This is a genomic window from Candidatus Microthrix parvicella Bio17-1 (assembly GCF_000299415.1).
In the GTDB taxonomy this organism is placed as follows: domain Bacteria; phylum Actinomycetota; class Acidimicrobiia; order Acidimicrobiales; family Microtrichaceae; genus Microthrix; species Microthrix parvicella.
Window position 1 is genome coordinate 1,564,784 of sequence record NZ_AMPG01000001.1, and the last position, 16,743, is coordinate 1,581,526.

The window sequence follows — 16,743 nt, forward strand, 5'->3', positions numbered from 1 at the left end:
CGCAGGTCGACCTGCATGACCCATCGATGCCCAGCCCCGTCGGGGCGCAGAGTGGGCGCGGTCGTTGCCTAGATAGCAGTAAGAGTACCGGCGCTTCCCGTACATCGTTTCGGAGCAGCTGTGACGCTTGACCTAGTTGGCGTTTCGTATGCTGCGGTCGTCCCGGTTACAAACAGTCAACCGATACCCTTCAAAACAGCGAGGTTGCCAGGTGAGCGATACCTCAACAGTCCCACCCGCCGACGACGATGAGCAGGCGCCCCGTCCCATCACGGAGGCGGTGGCCGGCGCATTTGCGGGTGCCCGGCGCCCCGACCGGCGCCGACGGGTGAACTCCTCCGGTGTGAACATTTCGGTGGTGGAGTGGGGTGACGCCGATGGTCCCCCGCTGTTGATGGCCCACGGCGGCTTCGACTTCGCCGAGACGCTCAACGGGTTTGCCCCACTACTTGCCGACGCCGGATGGCGGGTGGTCAGTTGGGATCAGCGCGGTCATGGTGACTCTGACCATGCCGACCTGTACTCCTTTCAGGCCGACATCCGCGACGCAGCCGCGGTGCTGCACAGCACCACCGATCGGGCAATCCCCTGGATTGGCCACTCCAAGGGCGGCGTGCTCACCATGCAGCTCTCCGAGGTGATGCCCCACCGCGTCAGCCACCTGATCAACCTCGATGGTCTGCCGTCGAGGCGCTTCGTTCCCGACGTGGCCGAACAGCGCAACGCCATGATGTCCGAGGCGGCACTGGCCTGGCTCAACCACCGGGCATCGCTTGAAGGCAAGCAGCGACGGCCCGGCACCATCGAGGGTCTGGCCCGGCGGCGCGCCCGCATGAACATCCGCATGAGCCCCGAATGGTTGCAGTACCTCGTGACCGTTGGAGCGCGAGAAGACGACGATGGGTGGCGCTGGAAGATCGATCCCACGCTGCGGATGGGCGGACTGGGGCCGTGGCGGCCCGAGTGGTCGATGGCTCGGCTGCCAGCTTTGGGTGTGCCCTTTCTTGGGGTGCTCGGCTTGGAACTGGAGGAGATGGGCTGGGGAACCCGGCCGGGCGACGTCGATGCCTACCTGCCCCCCGGCGCCCGCTTCGAGACGCTCGATGGCGTCGGTCATTTTGTTCACATCGAGGCCCCTGAGCTGGTGGCCGACATGATTGGAGAGTTTCTGTCGTGAGCCGTTCCTCAGCACCTTCGCCGGTTCCCACCATGATCAGCCACGGACGTATCAGCCTGGCGCTGCACCGTCTGGTGGACGGTGAGGGTCCCAACCTGCTGTTGCTCCACGGCCTGGGCGAAGCCACACCTGAAGCGCCACCGACCCAGGTGGCTCAATCCTGGCAGGGTCCGATCTACGGGTTGGATTTCACAGGCCATGGAGACTCCTCGATACCTCGCGGCGGGGGTTACACCTCCGAGACCCTGGTGGCCGATGCCGACGCGGCCCTACGCCACGTCGGCTCGGCGGTTCTCGTCGGGCGCGGGCTGGGCGCCTACGTGGCGCTGCTGCTGGCCGGGCTCCGCTCAGCCCAGGTGCCAGGCGTGGTGTTGTCGGACGGTCCGGGTATCGCCGGTGGTGGCACCGAACCGGGCAGCCCTTCGATCGTTGCCCCGGCGGAGCAGTGGGCGGGCACCCCCGATCCTTGGGCACTCACCGACCTGGCCACCGACGTGCGCCCACAGGACTACGCCCAGGCCTTCGCTCGGTTCGTGCTGACTGCACATCCAAACCGGCACCCGCTGTGGGTATGCGCCCACGTGCGCCCCCCATGGCTGGAGGCGGTGGTTGACGAGGCCGGCGTGTTGGAGGGATCGATCCCCGACGCCCTCACCGACCTGGAACGCGACCTGGCCTAACCGGTTCCGCCAAAAACGCACCCACCCTTGTCCTGGACACGTCCACCCCGAACGACGGGTGGGCCGCTCGGGTCAACTCCTTCCGCCACGTCGCATCATTCGGTCAAGTCATCCTGAGCCAACTCAGATACCAACTCGTCCACCCGCAGCCGAGTGCCGGCGATTCGGTCCCGACACACTGCGATCAACCAGGCTGCCCGCTCCACCCGGTCGGCAAGCACGTCAAGATCGACATCGTCTCGTTCAAGTTCGGCAAGGATCGTGGACAGTTCGCTCATCGCATCGGCCCACCCCATCTGTGCGTCGGCTGGGTTGACGACGTCCTCATCGCCGGTCGCTGGGGCATCGGTGTCGCTCATTGGTCATCTCCGGAGTCATTCGTGTGAACGTGGCTGTTCGGCAGGCCGTCTGGGCTCGACCGTTCTGCGGCGGGGTTCGCATCAGGCCGACGACGGTGGCCGATCCCGGAGACGGTGGCGGCGACCGTGCCGTCGGCGAGGCGGATGCCCAACCGGTCGCCAACCGCCACGTCACTCACGTTGCGCACCAGGCGACCGGCGCCCCCATTGAAATCCGCGCCCTCGGGCTCCTTGAGCACCATGGCGTATCCCCGGGCCAGCAGGCGCGCCGGATCGACGGCTTCCACCAGGGCCCCGAGGTGATCGAGTCGTTCTTCGGCGAGGTCCAGTTGCGATCCAACCCGGCCGAGTCGGCGCACGGGTTCGGCGAGCACCGCCTCGGCGCCCCGCAGCACAGCGTTTGCCATGACCGGCAACCTGGCCGATGCGTTCTGCGCAATGCGCTCGTTGTGGCCCACCGACCGACGAGCCGCCGCCGCCACCCGGGGGAAGGCGGCGGCCACGCGAGCGTCTGCCACCTCGGTGGTTCGCACCGCCGCATCTCGCAACCGGGTGCGACGTTCGCCGAAGGAGCGCTCTGCGTCGGTGAGCGAGGCGTCGGCCACCCGTGCCAGCCGGGCAGCGCACTCCTCGACCTCGTGAGCTCGGGCTGACACCGCCTCGATCAAGGCGCCCGCCACGGCGGTGGGAGTCTTGTAGGCGCCATGAGCCACCTGGTCGGCCACCGAGGTGTCCACCTCGTGGCCGATACCGGTGAGCACCGGGTGCCCACACGCGGCGATGGCACGCGCCACCACCTCGGCATCGAACGCGGCGAGGTCGGTGCGGGCGCCCCCGCCCCGAATCAGCACCACCGCATCAGCAGGGCACGAGCCTGCGAGCGAAAGCGCCGCGGCCAGTTCCTCGGGGGCGTCGACACCCTGCACCCGGGTGTCGATGCTTCTGATTTGAAAGCCCAATCGGCTGAGCTCGAGTTCGTGAAGAAAGTCGGCCTCGGCGGCCGACCCTCGGCTGGCGATCAACGTCACCCGCAGGGGCAGCGGGTTCAGCGGACGGGCTGCGTTGGCACCGATCAGCCCCTCGTTCTCCAGGCGGCCGAGCAACGCCGCCCGTTCGGCGGCCAGGCTGCCCAACGTAAACGTGGGGTCGATGCCCACCATCACCATTTGAAACGTGCTGCTGGCGGGGTAGATCGCCACCGTGCCCCGCAACCGCACGCGCACGCCATCGTCCATGCGCACCTGACCGTGAGCGCGTCGCAGGTGACGGTTGACGCGATCGCGTGCCTTGTTGAACAAGGCCACATTGATCGTGGCGTTCTGCTTCCGTCCTGTGAGCGGGTCGGTGCGGGCCTCCACCAGGCTGAAGTAGGTGTGCCCGGCCGCTGACGGACGACCCTTGTTATGGATCTCGCCCTCCACCCACACCTCGCCGGGAAACATTCCGGCAAGGGCGACGTTGGCCTGATCGATCAGCTCTCCGACGGTGAAGGTGGGAGCGGCCACCGGCGAAGGCTACCGCCCGATCGGGAGGTTGGGTTCCACCGAGCGACAAACCCCGAGGAGTCCCTACCCGACCACGGCTTCGACCTCGGGCAGCATCGATCCCGAACCCTCCACCAGGGTGCGGTAGAGGGCCGCATACAGGCCCTCTACGGCCAACAGCTCATCGTGTCGGCCTCGTTCGACCACCCTGCCTTCGTCCAGCACCAGGATCAGGTCGGCGCCGACGATCGTGGAAAGCCGGTGGGCGATCACCAGCGCCGTGCGGCCCAGCAGCGCTGTGCCCAGTGCCCGCTGCACGGCTGCCTCGGACTCGGTGTCCAGGCTGGAGGTGGCCTCGTCGAGGATCACGATCGACGGGTCCTTCAGCAGCATGCGGGCGATGGCCACACGTTGCTTCTCGCCGCCACTCAGCCGGTAACCACGCTCGCCCACCACGGTGTCGAACCCCTGGGGTAACGCCTCGATCACGTGCAGCACCTGTGCGGCACGTGCGGCCTCGCGCAGTTCCTCGTCGGTGGCATCAGGACGGGCGTAGCGCAGGTTTTCGGCCACGGTGATGTGGAACAGGTGCGGGTCCTGAGGTACCACGCCAATGGCGGCCCGAAGGCTGTCCTGGGTGACCGACCGTACGTCGTGCCCGTCCACGGTGATGGCGCCGTCGGTCACGTCCCACAGACGGGGCACCAGTGATGCCAGCGTGGTCTTGCCCGCACCGGATGGGCCGACCAACGCCACGGTCCAGCCGGGCTCGATGGTGGCCGTCACGTCGCGCAGCACCGGGCCTCCCTCGCGATGATCCTCCCCCACCGCCTCCAGCGAGGCGATCGACGTGGACTCACTGCCGGGATAGGCAAAGTCGACGTGGTCGAAGGCGAGCGCACCGGCCGGAGCGATCAGCCCGATAGCGCCCGGCTCATCGGTGATCGGGTTGGGGAGATCCAGCACCTCGAACACCCGGTCAAAGCTCACCAGGGCCCCCATGACGTCCACCCGCGTATTACTCAACGCACTGAGTGGCTGGTAGATTCGGGGCATCAAGATGGTAAGCGCTGCAAGCGTGCCCAGCGTCAGTCCACCATTGACCACCAGCATGCCGCCCAGCCAATAGAGCACACCCAGGGCGACCGTGCCGACCAGTTCGAGTCCGGTCATGAACGTGCGCACGGTCATCGCCTGACGCACCCCGATGTCGCGCACCCGGGCGGCCTGACTGTCGAGCGTGGCCTGTTCGTCGTCGTATCGGCCGTACAGCTTCACCAACTGGGCACCCGATGCGCTCAGCCGTTCGGTCAGGCCGGTGTTCATCTCGGCGTTGAGGTTCATGCCCTCCAAGGTGATGCCGGCCAACCGCTTACCCACCCGGCTGGCCGGGACGAGAAAGAGTGGCAACAGCACCAAAGACAGCAGCGTGAGACGCCATTCCAACGCAAACACCGTGATCAGTGTGGCGGTGAGGGCTGCGCCATTGGAGGCGACCGACCCGAGCGTGCCGGTGAGCGCCCGTTGGGCGCCGATCACGTCGTTGTTCATCCGGTTGGTCAGGGCACCGGTGCGGGTGCGGGTGAAAAAGCCCACCGGCATTCGCTGAACATGGTTGTGGAGCGCGGTCCGAAGGTCGTAGATCAGCCCTTCACCGATACGGGCCGACCACCACCGCTCCAGCAGCGACAGTGCCGCGTTGACCAGTCCTACGGCGATCACCGCGGCGGCCAACACAGCCAACTGCCTCGTGTTTTTGTTTGGGATGGTGCTGTCGATCAGTTCCCGAAAGACCAGCGTTGGGATGAGCGCCAGCACCGACTCGATGACGATCACCGCGACAAAGGCGATCAGTTGACGACGGTAGGGCCGGGCGAAGGTCATCACCCGGCGGACGGTCTGGCGAGTGGGGCGTTCGTCCTCGTCGATGCCCATCCGGGCGTTGCGCATGTAGCTGAAAGTGTGCATGTGGTCCGCTCAACGTACTGGGGCTGCCATGTGTTCCCGCAGGCGGCTCCGCAGATCAATCGAGGCCGAGTTCCTCCTTTGCCAGCACACTGGCCCACGGATAGTCGGGTTTGCCACTGGGTGAGCGCACGATTTCGTCGGTCAGCACCAGGTGGCGGGGCAGCTTGTACCCGGCGAGATGCGAGCGGCAGTGGTCGGCCAGCGACGCCAACGACGGCGGCGCCTCAAGGTCCCTCGGCTGCACCACGGCGCAAACCGCCTGGCCCCAGCGGTCATCGGGAACGCCCACCACAATGGTGTCGTACACGGCCGGGTGGGCCTTCAACACGCCCTCGACCTCCTCTGGGAAGATCTTTTCGCCGCCCGAGTTGATGCAGACCGAGCCCCGCCCCAACAGCGTGATGGTGCCATCGGCCTCCAACCTGGCAAAGTCCCCGGCAACCGCATAACGGTTGCCGTCGGCGGCGGTGACAAACGTGGCGGCGGTCTTCACGGGGTCCTTGTAGTAGCCCACCGGGATGTTGCCGCCCCGGGCCAGCTTGCCGATCACGCCGGTGCCCGGTTCCATCGGGTTGAGATCGTCGTCCAACACCGCCGCGTCGCGCCCGGCCTTCACCGTCGGCCCTCCCCCGCCGTGGGTGGCTGTCTCGCCTTTGGTCTGCACGACCATGCCGTTCATGCCGCTCTCCGACGAGCCGATGGCGTCAACGATGATGATGTCGGGCAGCAGATCCAACATCTGTTCCTTCAGCGACGGGCTGAACACCACTGCGCTGGAGGACACGACGAACAGCGAGGACAGGTCCCAACGGTCGGGCTGTTCGGCCAGGGTTTCCACCAACGGGCGGGCCATGGCGTCGCCGGTGATGACGATGGTGGTCACCCGGTTGGCCTCGATGGCGTCAAACACCGCTTCGGGGCTGAAGTTGCGAACGAACACCACGGTGTTGCCCTCGAAGAGAAACCGCAGCGACCCCCATTGCGCGGCGCCGTGCATCAGCGGCGGTGTGTTCAGGGCCACCATCGGTGCGTCGGAGGCCCGTGCCTTGTCGGCCAGTTCCTGCCCGTGGGTGATGCGTTCGTTGGTGTAGGCGTCCACGCCTCCACCCAGCGCATAGAAGACATCCTCATGGCGCCACACGACACCCTTGGGCATGCCGGTGGTGCCCCCGGTGTAGAGCACGTAGTGATCGTCGCCGGAGCGTTCCACCTGCGGACGGTCGGTGCTCGCCGCCCCAACTGCGTCTGCCCACGCGACCGATCCGATCGTGGCGGGGTCGGCATCACTCCCATCCTCGATCGTCACCAGGTGCCGCAACCCGGGCACGCGCTCGGTCACCGACGCGATCCGGTCGACGTAGCCCCGGTCGTGCACCAACGCCACCAGGTCGGCGTTGTCGAACAGGTAGACCAGTTCGTCTTCGACGTAGCGAAAGTTGATGTTGATCGGCACGCCACGCACCTTGAACGCAGCGATCATGGCGATCAGCCATTCCACCGAGTTCTGGGCGTAGATGCCGATGTGGTCGCCGGTCCCGATGCCTTCGGACAGCAGGTGGTTGGCCAGCCGGTTGGACTCGGCATCGAACTCGGCGAAGGTCAGCGACCTGTCACCGCACACGACTGCGGTCCGATCGGGCACCGCGTCCACGGCGCGCTCGAACAGATCTGCGATGTTGAACCCCATCGGGTGGTTCTAGCACCGAATCAGAACAGGTTCTCGTTTCTGGTTGGCCCGGACCAACGCCACAACAGTGGATCGTCGAGACGACAAGGTCGGACGAGACACCCGTTGCCTGAGCGGAGTGGCGGCTCCACCCGCCCAGGCAACGCTCGGACGCTCAGACGGTGGGGGGCCAAACGTTCCGGTCGTACTGATCCAGGAACACAGCCATCTGGCCGCGCGTGACCGGCGCGCTGGGCGAGAACGTCGTGGCCGACGTGCCTCCGGTGACGCCAGCCTCCACCAACCAGGCCACCGGGGTCGCATAGGACGCTTCGGGGTTCACGTCTACAAACCCGGGCGAGCCGACAGGGGCGGGCGAACCGGCGAGCGCCCACAGGAACGTTGCCATCTGACCGCGGGTCACCTTGGCGCTCGGCCCGAACTTACCGGGAGCAACGCCACCGGTGACTCCCGCCTCCACCAGCCACGACACCGGTGTGTCGTAGTAGGCGGGCGGGGCCACGTCGTTGAACGTATGGTTGGAAGTGGCTTCGGGCTTGCACTGAAGGTTCCAGAGGAACGCCGCCATCTGCCCCCGCGTCACGGTCTTGTCCGGTCCAAAGAGGCCGGGTGCCACACCGGACGTGATGTTGGACGCCACCAGCCACGACACCGAGTTGTTATAGAACTTGTTGGACGCAACATCGCTAAAGCCGTGCGGCGGTGCGGGGCGGTCTGCCCGGCATGGGTACGGGTCGGTCACCACGTTGGTACCTGGGCCCACGTTGGCGACGGGTGCCTCTGGCAGGCAGTCGAGCACCAGCGGTTGTGTGACCTTGTTGTTGTTGAAGAGGATGTTCACCCTGAGGTACACCGAAGCCACCAGGCGAACCGGGCCGGGCTGGTAGTTGATGGTGCCCAAGGCCGATGGTGTGGCGCTACCGGAGATCGTGACCGGCGCGCTGACGCCGCCAACGGGCGGGCTCTTCAGGTTGAGCGGGCTCCATGCCGGCACCGGAAAGCTCTGCTGAATCGCTGCGGGCGACACACCGGCACCTGCCATGTTGACCGTTCCGTAGCCGCCGGGTTGCACGGTCAGGTTGGCTTCCTTGACGTCCGAGCCGGGAACCACCGGGATCTCAAACTGCGGGATTGCGGCATTCACGCTGAACGACGGGTCCGACTTCAACGGCCTGCCGGGCGAGCCGTTGCTCGGCGTGGAATATGCGACGTTCACAGATATCGGATTCGCCGCCAAGGCCGCGTCGAGTTGGTCTCGCACCACATCGCGCACCGTGTCGGTGTAGAGACCTTCCACGGTGGGTTCCCCATAGGTGGCGACGCATCGATAGTCGATGTTGGTGGTGCCGGCTGTGGCTCCGGCGGGGTTGGCGGAGCCGAGACCGACGACGGCGATGGACATCAGCATCACTGCCGAGACGAGCTTGCGCATGGAACATCCTTTGGTGCGGGCGGGTTGACCTTTCATTGAAGCGCATGCCCAACGTCACATGCCACAAAAATGAGACCTCACAGATGAATCACTGTGACCACCCATCTCCTTCCCCACCTCCATCGTCGACTCCGTTGCTTCGGGACCATCGACCCTGGCCGCCGAACGGCATTGGACCTAGGTTCGGTCCGTCGATGACCACGAGGGAGATCCAATGGCCGCAAACCTCGATCCGGTGGTTCGGGAGACCGATGCGTTCGCCATGCACATGGAGGAGGACCCGTTGCTGCGGTCAACCATCGTGGCCGTGGCGCTGTTTGACGGCACGCCCGATTGGGACGTGCTGGTCGATCGGATGGAACGGGCCACCCGGCTGGCCCCCTCGTTTCGCTCGCTCCTCGTTCACCCGCCGTTGCGGCTTGGTCCGGTGCGGCGCGTCCCAGACCCGGACTTTGATCTCGGCTGGCACCTGCGTCGCGTGGCCGCACCGGCGCCGCACACCCTCGAGGAGGTCATCAACTTCGCCTGCACCTCCGGGATGACCGCATTCGATCCGGCACGGCCACTTTGGGAGTTCACGTTGGTGGAGGGCCTCACCGAGGGCCGGTCGGCGCTGGTGATGAAGGTGCACCACTCGTTGACCGACGGGATTGGGGCCATCCAACTCGCCCAGCACGTGGTTGACCTTCAACGGGAACCGGCCGACCCCGGACCCATGCCGGATGTGCCCCCGGCCGACCGCACTTCCACCGCCCGCCTCGCCATCGACTCGATCTCTTCCAATATGTCCCGCACCGCCGCTTTTGCAGGTGACCGGCTCCGCCGCCTTCCCGGCGACATGGTCGACCTCGCCCGCAACCCGATCGGTGCGGCAAGCCGCAGCCTGAAGGTGGCGGGTTCGATCGCCAACTTCGTCCGACCGGTCACTCACACCCTGTCACCCCTGATGACCGGCCGTCGCCTGGCCTGGCGGTACCAGGCACTCGACGTTCCATTTGCGGAGTTGCGACGGGCCGGCCACGCTGCCGGCGGCACGGTCAACGATGCGTTCATGGCGGCCGTGGCCGGCGGGCTGGCCCGCTACCACGACCGACACGACCAACCCGTCGACGAGTTGCGGGTGACCATGCCCGTGTCCCTGCGGACAGCCGACGACCAAGAGGGTGGCAACCACATCACCCTCACCCGCATGGTCGTTCCGGTGGGGCTGGACGACCCGGCAGATCGGATCCGGGCCATCGACCGCATCAGCCAGGAGTGGCGTCATGAGCCGGCGATCCCCTATTCAAACCTCATTGCCGGCGCTCTCAACCTGCTGCCGCAATCGGTCACGGGCGGCATGCTGAAGCACGTCGACTTCCTGGCCAGCAACGTGCCCGGGTTTCGTGACTCCGTCTACGTGGGCGGGGCCCGCGTGACTGGCTTCTATCCCTTTGGGCCCACCATTGGGGCAAGCGCCAACTTCACGCTCATGTCCTATGCGGGTACGTGCAACGTCGGAGTCACGGCCGACCTCGGCGCGGTGGCCGACCCCGAGGCGTTCATTGCATGTCTGATCGAGGGGTTTGAGGAGGTGCTCCAACTCGGCGGGGGCCAAGGCAACAGCTCAAGTCGTCCCACGTGACGATCAGCAGCCCCCGAGCTGAGTAGAACCTCGCTCACGCTTCCAGTCTGGAGCGTGCCTCGAGTGTTGCGAAGCACGCTTCTGCCGCTTCCCTGCCCTTGCCCTTCAGGTGCTCGGCAAAATAGCGCTGATGGTCCTCGTGCTCATGGAAGTGATGCGGGGTCAGCACGCAGGAGAGCACCGGCACGCCCACATCGAGTTGAACACGCATCAGTCCGCCGATCACTGCATCTGCCACAAATTCGTGCCGGTAGATACCTCCGTCCACCACCAGCCCGGCCGCGACGACGGCATCGAAGCGACCGGTCGTGGCCAACGCCTTCACGTGGAGGGGCAACTCGAAGGCCCCGGGAACCTCGAACGTCTCGACTGCTGCACGGTCTGGTGTTGCGACCTCAAGAAACCCACGGAGAGCCTGATCGACCAGGTCGGCGTGCCACCCGGCCCGAACGAATGCCAACGTGGGAAAGGCTTCAGAGCGGTCGGTTTCGGTCATGAGCTGGCACCGTAGAACCTGGTGTGCAGGGGCAGCCAACCATGAACCTGAACGACCGGAAGTGCGGCCGTCAGGCCGAAGCCCCGCACGCGGCCTTCCAGAGGAGCTGGGCCATCTGACCTCGTGTCAACTGGCGGTTGGGGCCGTAGAGACCCGGGGCGACGCCGGCGGTGATCTCGGACTCGACGAGCCAGGAGACAGCGGTGTAGTAGTAGTCGGTCGGCGCGACGTCGGTGAAGCTGTATGTCTCGGCGGGTTCCGGGCTTCCGGCGGCCTTCCAGAGGAACTGGGCCATCTGACCGCGATTCACGACGCTGTTCGGTCGGTAGAGGCCCGGGGCGACGCCGGCGGTGATCTCCGACTCGACGAGCCAGGAGACAGCGGTGTAGTAGAAGTCGGTCGGCGCGACGTCGGTGAAGCTGTATGTCTCGGCGGGTTCCGGGCTCCCGGCGGCCTTCCAGAGGAACTGGGCCATCTGACCGCGATTCACGACGCTGTTCGGTCGGTAGAGGCCCGGGGCGACGCCGGCGGTGATCTCCGACTCGACGAGCCAGGAGACAGCGGTGTTGAAGTAGTCGGTCGGCGCGACGTCGGTGAAGCTGTGCGGCGCGGGTGAGGAGCAAGAGACCGGGCAGTCGGTTTCGATGTGATCGGCCATGGCGGCGTCGACCACCGGGAACGCAACGTCACCCAGGCCCCAAAGGCCCTGGGTGGTCGAAAAGGTGTCGGGCAGTTCGCTGCCATCCTCCTGTGCCTGGAAGAACAGGCCGCCAACATCGGAGGGGTCCCCGGCCTCGCACGGGATCTGAAATGTGCGGAGGGCGGCGAGGCCCTCGGTGTCGGAGGCGCCCGTGACGGTTCGGAGGGCGGCGAGCACCAACCCGGTCGAGCTGGCATCGGCGGGCTCGGTGGCATCACCGAAGTACGGCCACCCGCCGGTCGAGGTGCGAACGCCGTCGAGCCAGGTCACGGCGTCGTGGTCCGGGGTGACCCCCTGGGTGGCCAGGCCCATCAGGGCCATGGCGCTCGAGTTGGTGTCGGGGCCGGAGAAGGCTGCGGCGTCGACGGCGGGACATGGGACGGCGGTGTCGGCCCGGTAGGCCACCCACGAACCGGTGTCGCACTGCTGGTCGGTCAGCCAGGCTTCACCGTCGGGGTCATCGTTGTTCACCGACGCCAACGCCAACAGCGCCAGGCCCTGGCGGAAGGCGCCGTCATAGGTTGGGTCGCCGCTGCCGTAGAGGCCGATGTCGGGCGACACTGTCCGCCGGGTGGCCTGGAGGCGTGCGACCAGGTCGGTCCCGCCGGCATCGGTCGGATCCTCGCCAAGGGCGACGTTGGCCAGGGTGGCCAGGGCCAGACGGCCGGGGTCGTCCCCGCCGTATGGGGCGACGACGGTGTCGATGTCGTCGTTGACCGCGTCGAGCATCTGCCGGGCGGTCGGTCCTTCGGCGCCGGCTGCGGCAAGCCCGATAATGCCCTGAAGCGTCATGCCGTAGTCGGCCTGGCCCGGGCTGTATCCCTCGATCACCCCGTCGGCGTTGACCTGGGCGGCGAGCCAGCCGGCCGCCGACGAGCCCGGGTTGTTCGGCGGCGCCGCAGCGACCGGATTGATCAGGCCGAGTGTCAGCAGCACTGCTGCGACGGTCGCCATGGCGGCTGGACGTCGAGCGGGGCGCACTCGCTGGTGGGTGATAGATGACATTGGGGCCTCTCCCGGGTACGACAGCGGGAGGGTGTCCCGCTCCGAACCGCAATTCCTCGACGGTTAACAGGGGAGCGCACGGGGTCAGGCATTCCGACTCGTGGGGCGAACCCCACCTACGGCTGCGGGTCAGCGCCGGATTTTGACCGGCTTCCCCTGTCCTCGTGTGATCTCAGCCAGACAAGCACAGCTGGCGGTTTAACGCAAGCTGCGGCGAACGGCTGAGCCCGAAGTCACCGCCGCTGCTCAGGTTGTGACTTGGTTCGATCTCGCCGAGGCGCCACGACGGTCGAACCACCACTCGAGTGGCGCTCGGAGCACCGGATCACACCCATCCTCATCTGTCGCCCCACTCTGAGCCACACCCGCCCAACAACCCACCGGCTCTCACCGATTTCACACCAGGGATCCGTTCGACACCCTGCGAACGGCATTGGCTGGTGTATCCGCATACTGAGAGGTCATATTCAAACTATGGATGCCGATGGGGCGAGGAGTGCCACCCCATCGTTGCTGCCGATCCTACGATCCCAGCAGCAGGCCGAGATCTTGCCATCGATCATGGGCGCGCCGGACGACGAATTCTCGGTGGCCGACTTGGGTCGGCGGACGGGAGCGCCTTACTTCGGGGGTCTTTCGGCGATCCTCGTACGAGCGTTTCCATCGGCACCCGGCACAGCACTGGCTGACATCGAGGGCATCGAGCGCGCCTACCTGTTCGGATCGTGGACGGCCCGGTTCACCGGACACGACGGGCGGCGGACGGTCAATGACGAAGGGCCCTTCCACCACACCGTCACCTCCCGCCCACTGGTGCCAATCGACCTCGACCGAACCCTCGTTAAGTAAGGTCCGACGGCCCCGCCGTCGATGACTGCTCTGGTCTGGGAAAGCGCCCGGGTTGCTGTCGACAGCGCCCGCCCGGCATCCGGTTCGGTTTTCTCTGCTTTGGACGGATCGAAGTACTGGGCCGCGTGGCGGCCCTGGCGGAAGCGTTCATAGATGGCCTTGTTGAAGTCGTCGGCGGAGATCCGCTCGAGCTCGATCCGACCGACGAGGAACTGGATGGTGTTCGCTCCCTCGGCCCAAGCCAAATCGGGGACCGTACCAGCGAAGCGATTCGAGAGGCCCGGCCACGGCACTCTCGAGCCAGGCCGCCGCCGACCCACCGATCGGCAACTCCCCAGTGCCCCCATTGTCAAACAGTCCGACCAACCACGCGACTTGGCTCGACTCACCATTTCCTCGTCCCACCGGGCAGGTCACTTTACGCCCGACACCCTGACAGCGCGGCGCTCAGGGCCGCTGACGCTGCAGAGGTGCTGCTACGCCTGACTGCGGGTCGACCTGCGAACTCTTCGCATGCAGCTAAATCCGTCGCGTTGCGAGGCTCCGGTGACTCAGGCGCGGCTCACCGGGAGCCCCCACGTAGCGCCGAGCGCGAAGTTGAAACGGTTGCGCTCGCAGCATTCGTCCCACCTCGCCCGGTCAACCGGCTCGGCCCCCATCTCCACTGCCAGCATCAGCACGTTCTCGATGAGCACACGGCCGGTCGGATAGTGCGGCGAACTCTTGCCATCCAGATGGAGGTGCGCCATGAGCCCGATGATCGAGGATTCAATCGATCGATCGCAGTCGAATTCCTCTGATCGGCTCGAAGTGTGTGAGCCCCGGGTCTCGGGCCGGGTGAAGCCCATGGCCACCAGCGAGGTGACCGACGCTGAGGATGGAACGGCGATCGACGCTGATGTCGGCGACACGATCCTGCTGGCTGTGTTGGATGATCCCACGACCGGCTACCGGTGGGAGCTCGAGCCCGTGACCGGCGTATCCATCGTGCTGGACGAAGCGGGATACGAGACGTCCAGCGGCGAGGCGGGCAGTGGCGGCGTGGCTACCGAGCCTGAGCGTCGCCGCCGCAGGAACGACCGCGATCGCCCTAAAGCGATGGCGGCCATGGGAAGGAGACGCCTCCATCCTCAACCGCTTCACCGTGACAGTCGACGTGCGGTTGGACTGACCGCGCTAGTACCCCGTCACAACCGGACCACCGGTGTGGGCGTCACCCTGTCGATCATGGAACCATCCCCGAGCTGACCGGAGGAGTTGGATCCCCAGCAGTACGCCGTACTGTTTTTCTGGAGCGCACACGAATAGGTGCCGCCCGCGGCCACGTCGGTCACCCCGTCGAGCCAGGGCACCGCGGTGGGTGTTGTTCGGTCGGTGGTGGTGCCGTCCCCGAGCTGCCCGATGTAGTTGTATCCCCAGCAGCCCACGGTGGCGTCCTGTTTGATCGCACACTCGTGATTACCCCCAGAGGTGATTGAGGCGACTCCGGCGATACCGGTCACGGGGGCTGGCGTCGGTCGGTTGGTGGTGGTTCCATCACCGAGCTGACCGTAGGCGTTGTTTCCCCAGCAGTCCACGTTGCCGTTCTGTTTGAGCGCACACGAATAGGAGGAGCCAGAGGTGATCGAGGCGACTCCGGCGATACCTGTCACGAGGGTTGGCGTCAGCAGCTCGGTGGTGGTCCCATCACCGAGCTGCCCATAGTCGTTGTATCCCCAGCAGGCCGCGACGCCGTTCGGCTTGGACGCACACGAATGTCTCACGCCGGCATCGATCCCACTCACACCGGAGATGCCGGTCACGGGGGTTGGCGTCTTCTTTAGGGTGGTGGTGCCGTCCCCGAGCTGACCGTGGGCGTTGCTTCCCCAGCAGTCCACGTTGCCGTTCTGTTTGAGCGCACACGCATGATCGCTGCCTGCGGTGATGGCGGTGACCCCGGTGAGCCCGGTCACCGGTGTGGGGGTCAAGCGGTTGGTGGTGGTGCCATCACCGAGCTGACCGAGGGAGTTGTCCCCCCAGCAGGCCACGGTGCCGTTTCGTTTGAGCGCACACGAATACTCGCGGCCTGCGATGATGGCGGTGACCCCCGTGAGCCCAGTCACCAGGGTGGGTATCAACCGGTCTGCCGTGGTGCCATCACCAAGCCGACCACTGCCGTTCTCCCCCCAGCAGACCACGGTTCGGTTCTGTTTGACCGCGCACGTATGCTCCGAACCGGCGCTGATCGCAATCACTCCGGTGAGCCCGGACACCTGGGTAGCCGTTAACCGGCTGGTGGTGGTGCTGTCACCGAGTTGACCGTCGCCGTTGGCCCCCCAGCACCATGTGGTGCCGTTGTGTCTGAGCGCGCACGAATGAGAACCGCCGACGTCGACCGCAGCAACATCGGGCAGCCCGATAACCGGGTAGGGCGTCAAGCGGTTGGTGGTGGTGCCGTCACCGAGCCGACCGTCGCCGTTGGCCCCCCAACGACGCAAAGTGCCATCCTGTTTCAACGCACACGAATGAGCTTCGCCGGCCGTGACTGCCTTGACTGCGGTGAGGCCGAGCACCGGGGTGGGCGTCGACCGGTTGGTGGCGGTGCCGTCACCGAGCTGACTGTTGCCGTTGTAGCCCCAACAGGCCACCGTGGCGTCCTGTTTCACCGCACACGAATGACTTTTCCCGGCGGCGATAGTGGTCACGCCGGTGAGACCGGACACCGGCGTGGGTGTCTTTCGGTCGGTGGTGGTTCCGTCGCCGAGCCGACCGTTGCTGTTGGAACCCCAACACACCACGGTGGCATTCTGTTTCAGCGCGCACGTATGGTCGGATCCGGCGCTGATCGCCTTCACTCCGGTCAGCCCGGACACCGCAATGGGCACCGACCGATTGGTGGTGGTCCCATCCCCGAGTTGCCCGCTGCCGTTGAGCCCCCAGCAGGCCACCGTGGCGTTCTGTTTGACCGCACAGGTGTGAGCGGACCCCTCCGCAATGGCGGTCACCCCTGACAGCCCGGACACCGCAGTGGGCACCGACCGATTGGTGGTGGTCCCATCCCCGAGCCGACCGTCACCGTTGTAGCCCCAACAGAACACGGTGCCGTCCTGTTTTAGCGCACACGAATTAACCGACCCGGCAGCAATTGCGGTCACGCCGGTGAGGCCACTCACGGGTATGGGCGTCGACCTGTTTACGGTCGTGCCTTCCCCGAGTTGACCAAATCCATTTCGGCCCCAGCAGAACACGGTGCCGTTCTGTTTCAGCGCACACGAATGGTCCGCGCCGGCAGTGATGGCCACG

13 protein-coding genes, 1 pseudogene and 1 riboswitch are annotated in these 16,743 nt (G+C 66.2%); of the genes and pseudogenes, 5 read left to right on the plus strand and 9 right to left on the minus strand.

Translation table 11 applies throughout. The features are described 5' to 3' along the window. Positions 1–211: 211 nt before the first annotated feature. On the plus strand, positions 212–1,177 hold the full coding sequence (locus tag MPARV_RS0107525) for an alpha/beta fold hydrolase (RefSeq protein ID WP_012230041.1): 966 nt from the start codon (positions 212–214) through the stop codon (positions 1,175–1,177). Then, positions 1,174–1,857 carry an alpha/beta fold hydrolase gene (locus MPARV_RS0107530; protein WP_051011903.1) on the plus strand — a complete coding sequence of 228 codons (684 nt, stop codon included), beginning with the start codon at positions 1,174–1,176 and terminating at the stop codon, positions 1,855–1,857. The genes MPARV_RS0107525 and MPARV_RS0107530 overlap by 4 nt, the downstream gene beginning before the upstream one ends. Before the next feature lie 95 nt (positions 1,858–1,952). On the opposite strand, the gene xseB is transcribed toward MPARV_RS0107530, so the two are convergent. The 5 genes from xseB to MPARV_RS22435 all read right to left on the minus strand — a co-directional run bounded on the left by xseB (position 1,953) and on the right by MPARV_RS22435 (position 8,787). Then, positions 1,953–2,216, minus strand: a complete 264-nt coding sequence (xseB, locus tag MPARV_RS0107535) for an exodeoxyribonuclease VII small subunit (protein WP_012230043.1) — start codon at positions 2,214–2,216, stop codon at positions 1,953–1,955. After that, positions 2,213–3,721, minus strand: a complete 1,509-nt coding sequence (gene xseA, locus MPARV_RS0107540; RefSeq protein WP_012230044.1) for an exodeoxyribonuclease VII large subunit — start codon at positions 3,719–3,721, stop codon at positions 2,213–2,215. The genes xseB and xseA overlap by 4 nt, the downstream gene beginning before the upstream one ends. A 63-nt stretch (positions 3,722–3,784) precedes the next feature. After that, positions 3,785–5,668, minus strand: coding sequence for an ABC transporter ATP-binding protein (locus tag MPARV_RS0107545; protein ID WP_012230045.1), 1,884 nt, complete (start codon positions 5,666–5,668; stop codon positions 3,785–3,787). 55 nt (positions 5,669–5,723) lie between these two features. Beyond that, on the minus strand, positions 5,724–7,355 hold the full coding sequence (locus MPARV_RS0107550) for an acyl-CoA synthetase (protein WP_012230046.1): 1,632 nt from the start codon (positions 7,353–7,355) through the stop codon (positions 5,724–5,726). 154 nt (positions 7,356–7,509) lie between these two features. Continuing rightward, positions 7,510–8,787, minus strand: coding sequence for an S-layer homology domain-containing protein (locus tag MPARV_RS22435; RefSeq protein WP_020377804.1), 1,278 nt, complete (start codon positions 8,785–8,787; stop codon positions 7,510–7,512). Positions 8,788–9,001: 214 nt separating this feature from the next. On the opposite strand from MPARV_RS22435, the gene MPARV_RS0107560 reads away from it, so the two are divergent. After that, a complete protein-coding gene (locus MPARV_RS0107560) occupies positions 9,002–10,411 on the plus strand; it encodes a wax ester/triacylglycerol synthase domain-containing protein (RefSeq protein WP_020377805.1) in 1,410 nt (469 codons plus the stop codon). 34 nt (positions 10,412–10,445) lie between these two features. On the opposite strand, the gene MPARV_RS0107565 is transcribed toward MPARV_RS0107560, so the two are convergent. Continuing rightward, positions 10,446–10,907 (minus strand): 6,7-dimethyl-8-ribityllumazine synthase, encoded by a 462-nt coding sequence (locus tag MPARV_RS0107565; RefSeq protein ID WP_020377806.1) that lies wholly within the window; start codon positions 10,905–10,907, stop codon positions 10,446–10,448. A 70-nt stretch (positions 10,908–10,977) separates the two neighbouring features. Beyond that, positions 10,978–12,612: an S-layer homology domain-containing protein gene (locus MPARV_RS0107570; RefSeq protein WP_085951950.1), complete on the minus strand. Its 1,635-nt coding sequence runs from the start codon at positions 12,610–12,612 to the stop codon at positions 10,978–10,980. A gap of 66 nt (positions 12,613–12,678) precedes the next feature. Continuing rightward, a riboswitch (cobalamin riboswitch) is annotated at positions 12,679–12,816 on the minus strand. A gap of 306 nt (positions 12,817–13,122) precedes the next feature. On the opposite strand from MPARV_RS0107570, the gene MPARV_RS0107575 reads away from it, so the two are divergent. After that, positions 13,123–13,461, plus strand: a complete 339-nt coding sequence (locus tag MPARV_RS0107575; protein ID WP_155852263.1) for a hypothetical protein — start codon at positions 13,123–13,125, stop codon at positions 13,459–13,461. 551 nt (positions 13,462–14,012) lie between these two features. Here MPARV_RS0107575 and MPARV_RS0107580 read toward each other — a convergent pair. Continuing rightward, positions 14,013–14,210 (minus strand): hypothetical protein, encoded by a 198-nt coding sequence (locus tag MPARV_RS0107580; RefSeq protein WP_012230053.1) that lies wholly within the window; start codon positions 14,208–14,210, stop codon positions 14,013–14,015. On the opposite strand from MPARV_RS0107580, the gene MPARV_RS0107585 reads away from it, so the two are divergent. Further along, positions 14,209–14,709, plus strand: coding sequence for a hypothetical protein (locus MPARV_RS0107585; protein WP_157789508.1), 501 nt, complete (start codon positions 14,209–14,211; stop codon positions 14,707–14,709). The two genes, MPARV_RS0107580 and MPARV_RS0107585, sit on opposite strands and share 2 nt — an antisense overlap. Here MPARV_RS0107585 and MPARV_RS0107590 read toward each other — a convergent pair. Next, positions 14,649–16,739 (minus strand): annotated as a pseudogene (locus MPARV_RS0107590) (RCC1 domain-containing protein); the annotation flags it as partial. The gene MPARV_RS0107585 and the pseudogene MPARV_RS0107590 overlap by 61 nt on opposite strands. Between the last annotated feature and the right edge of the window lie 4 nt (positions 16,740–16,743).

Bases quoted from the DNA above. Each gene is read 5' to 3' on its own strand.
- MPARV_RS0107570 (WP_085951950.1), bottom strand. From the start codon at position 12,612: ATGTCATCTATCACCCACCAGCGAGTGCGCCCCGCTCGACGTCCAGCC.
- MPARV_RS0107560 (WP_020377805.1), top strand. From the start codon at position 9,002: ATGGCCGCAAACCTCGATCCGGTGGTTCGGGAGACCGATGCGTTCGCC.
- MPARV_RS0107585 (WP_157789508.1), top strand. From the start codon at position 14,209: ATGAGCCCGATGATCGAGGATTCAATCGATCGATCGCAGTCGAATTCC.
- MPARV_RS0107580 (WP_012230053.1), bottom strand. From the start codon at position 14,210: ATGGCGCACCTCCATCTGGATGGCAAGAGTTCGCCGCACTATCCGACC.
- MPARV_RS22435 (WP_020377804.1), bottom strand. From the start codon at position 8,787: ATGCGCAAGCTCGTCTCGGCAGTGATGCTGATGTCCATCGCCGTCGTC.
- MPARV_RS0107565 (WP_020377806.1), bottom strand. From the start codon at position 10,907: ATGACCGAAACCGACCGCTCTGAAGCCTTTCCCACGTTGGCATTCGTT.
- MPARV_RS0107550 (WP_012230046.1), bottom strand. From the start codon at position 7,355: ATGGGGTTCAACATCGCAGATCTGTTCGAGCGCGCCGTGGACGCGGTG.
- xseB (WP_012230043.1), bottom strand. From the start codon at position 2,216: ATGAGCGACACCGATGCCCCAGCGACCGGCGATGAGGACGTCGTCAAC.
- MPARV_RS0107545 (WP_012230045.1), bottom strand. From the start codon at position 5,668: ATGCACACTTTCAGCTACATGCGCAACGCCCGGATGGGCATCGACGAG.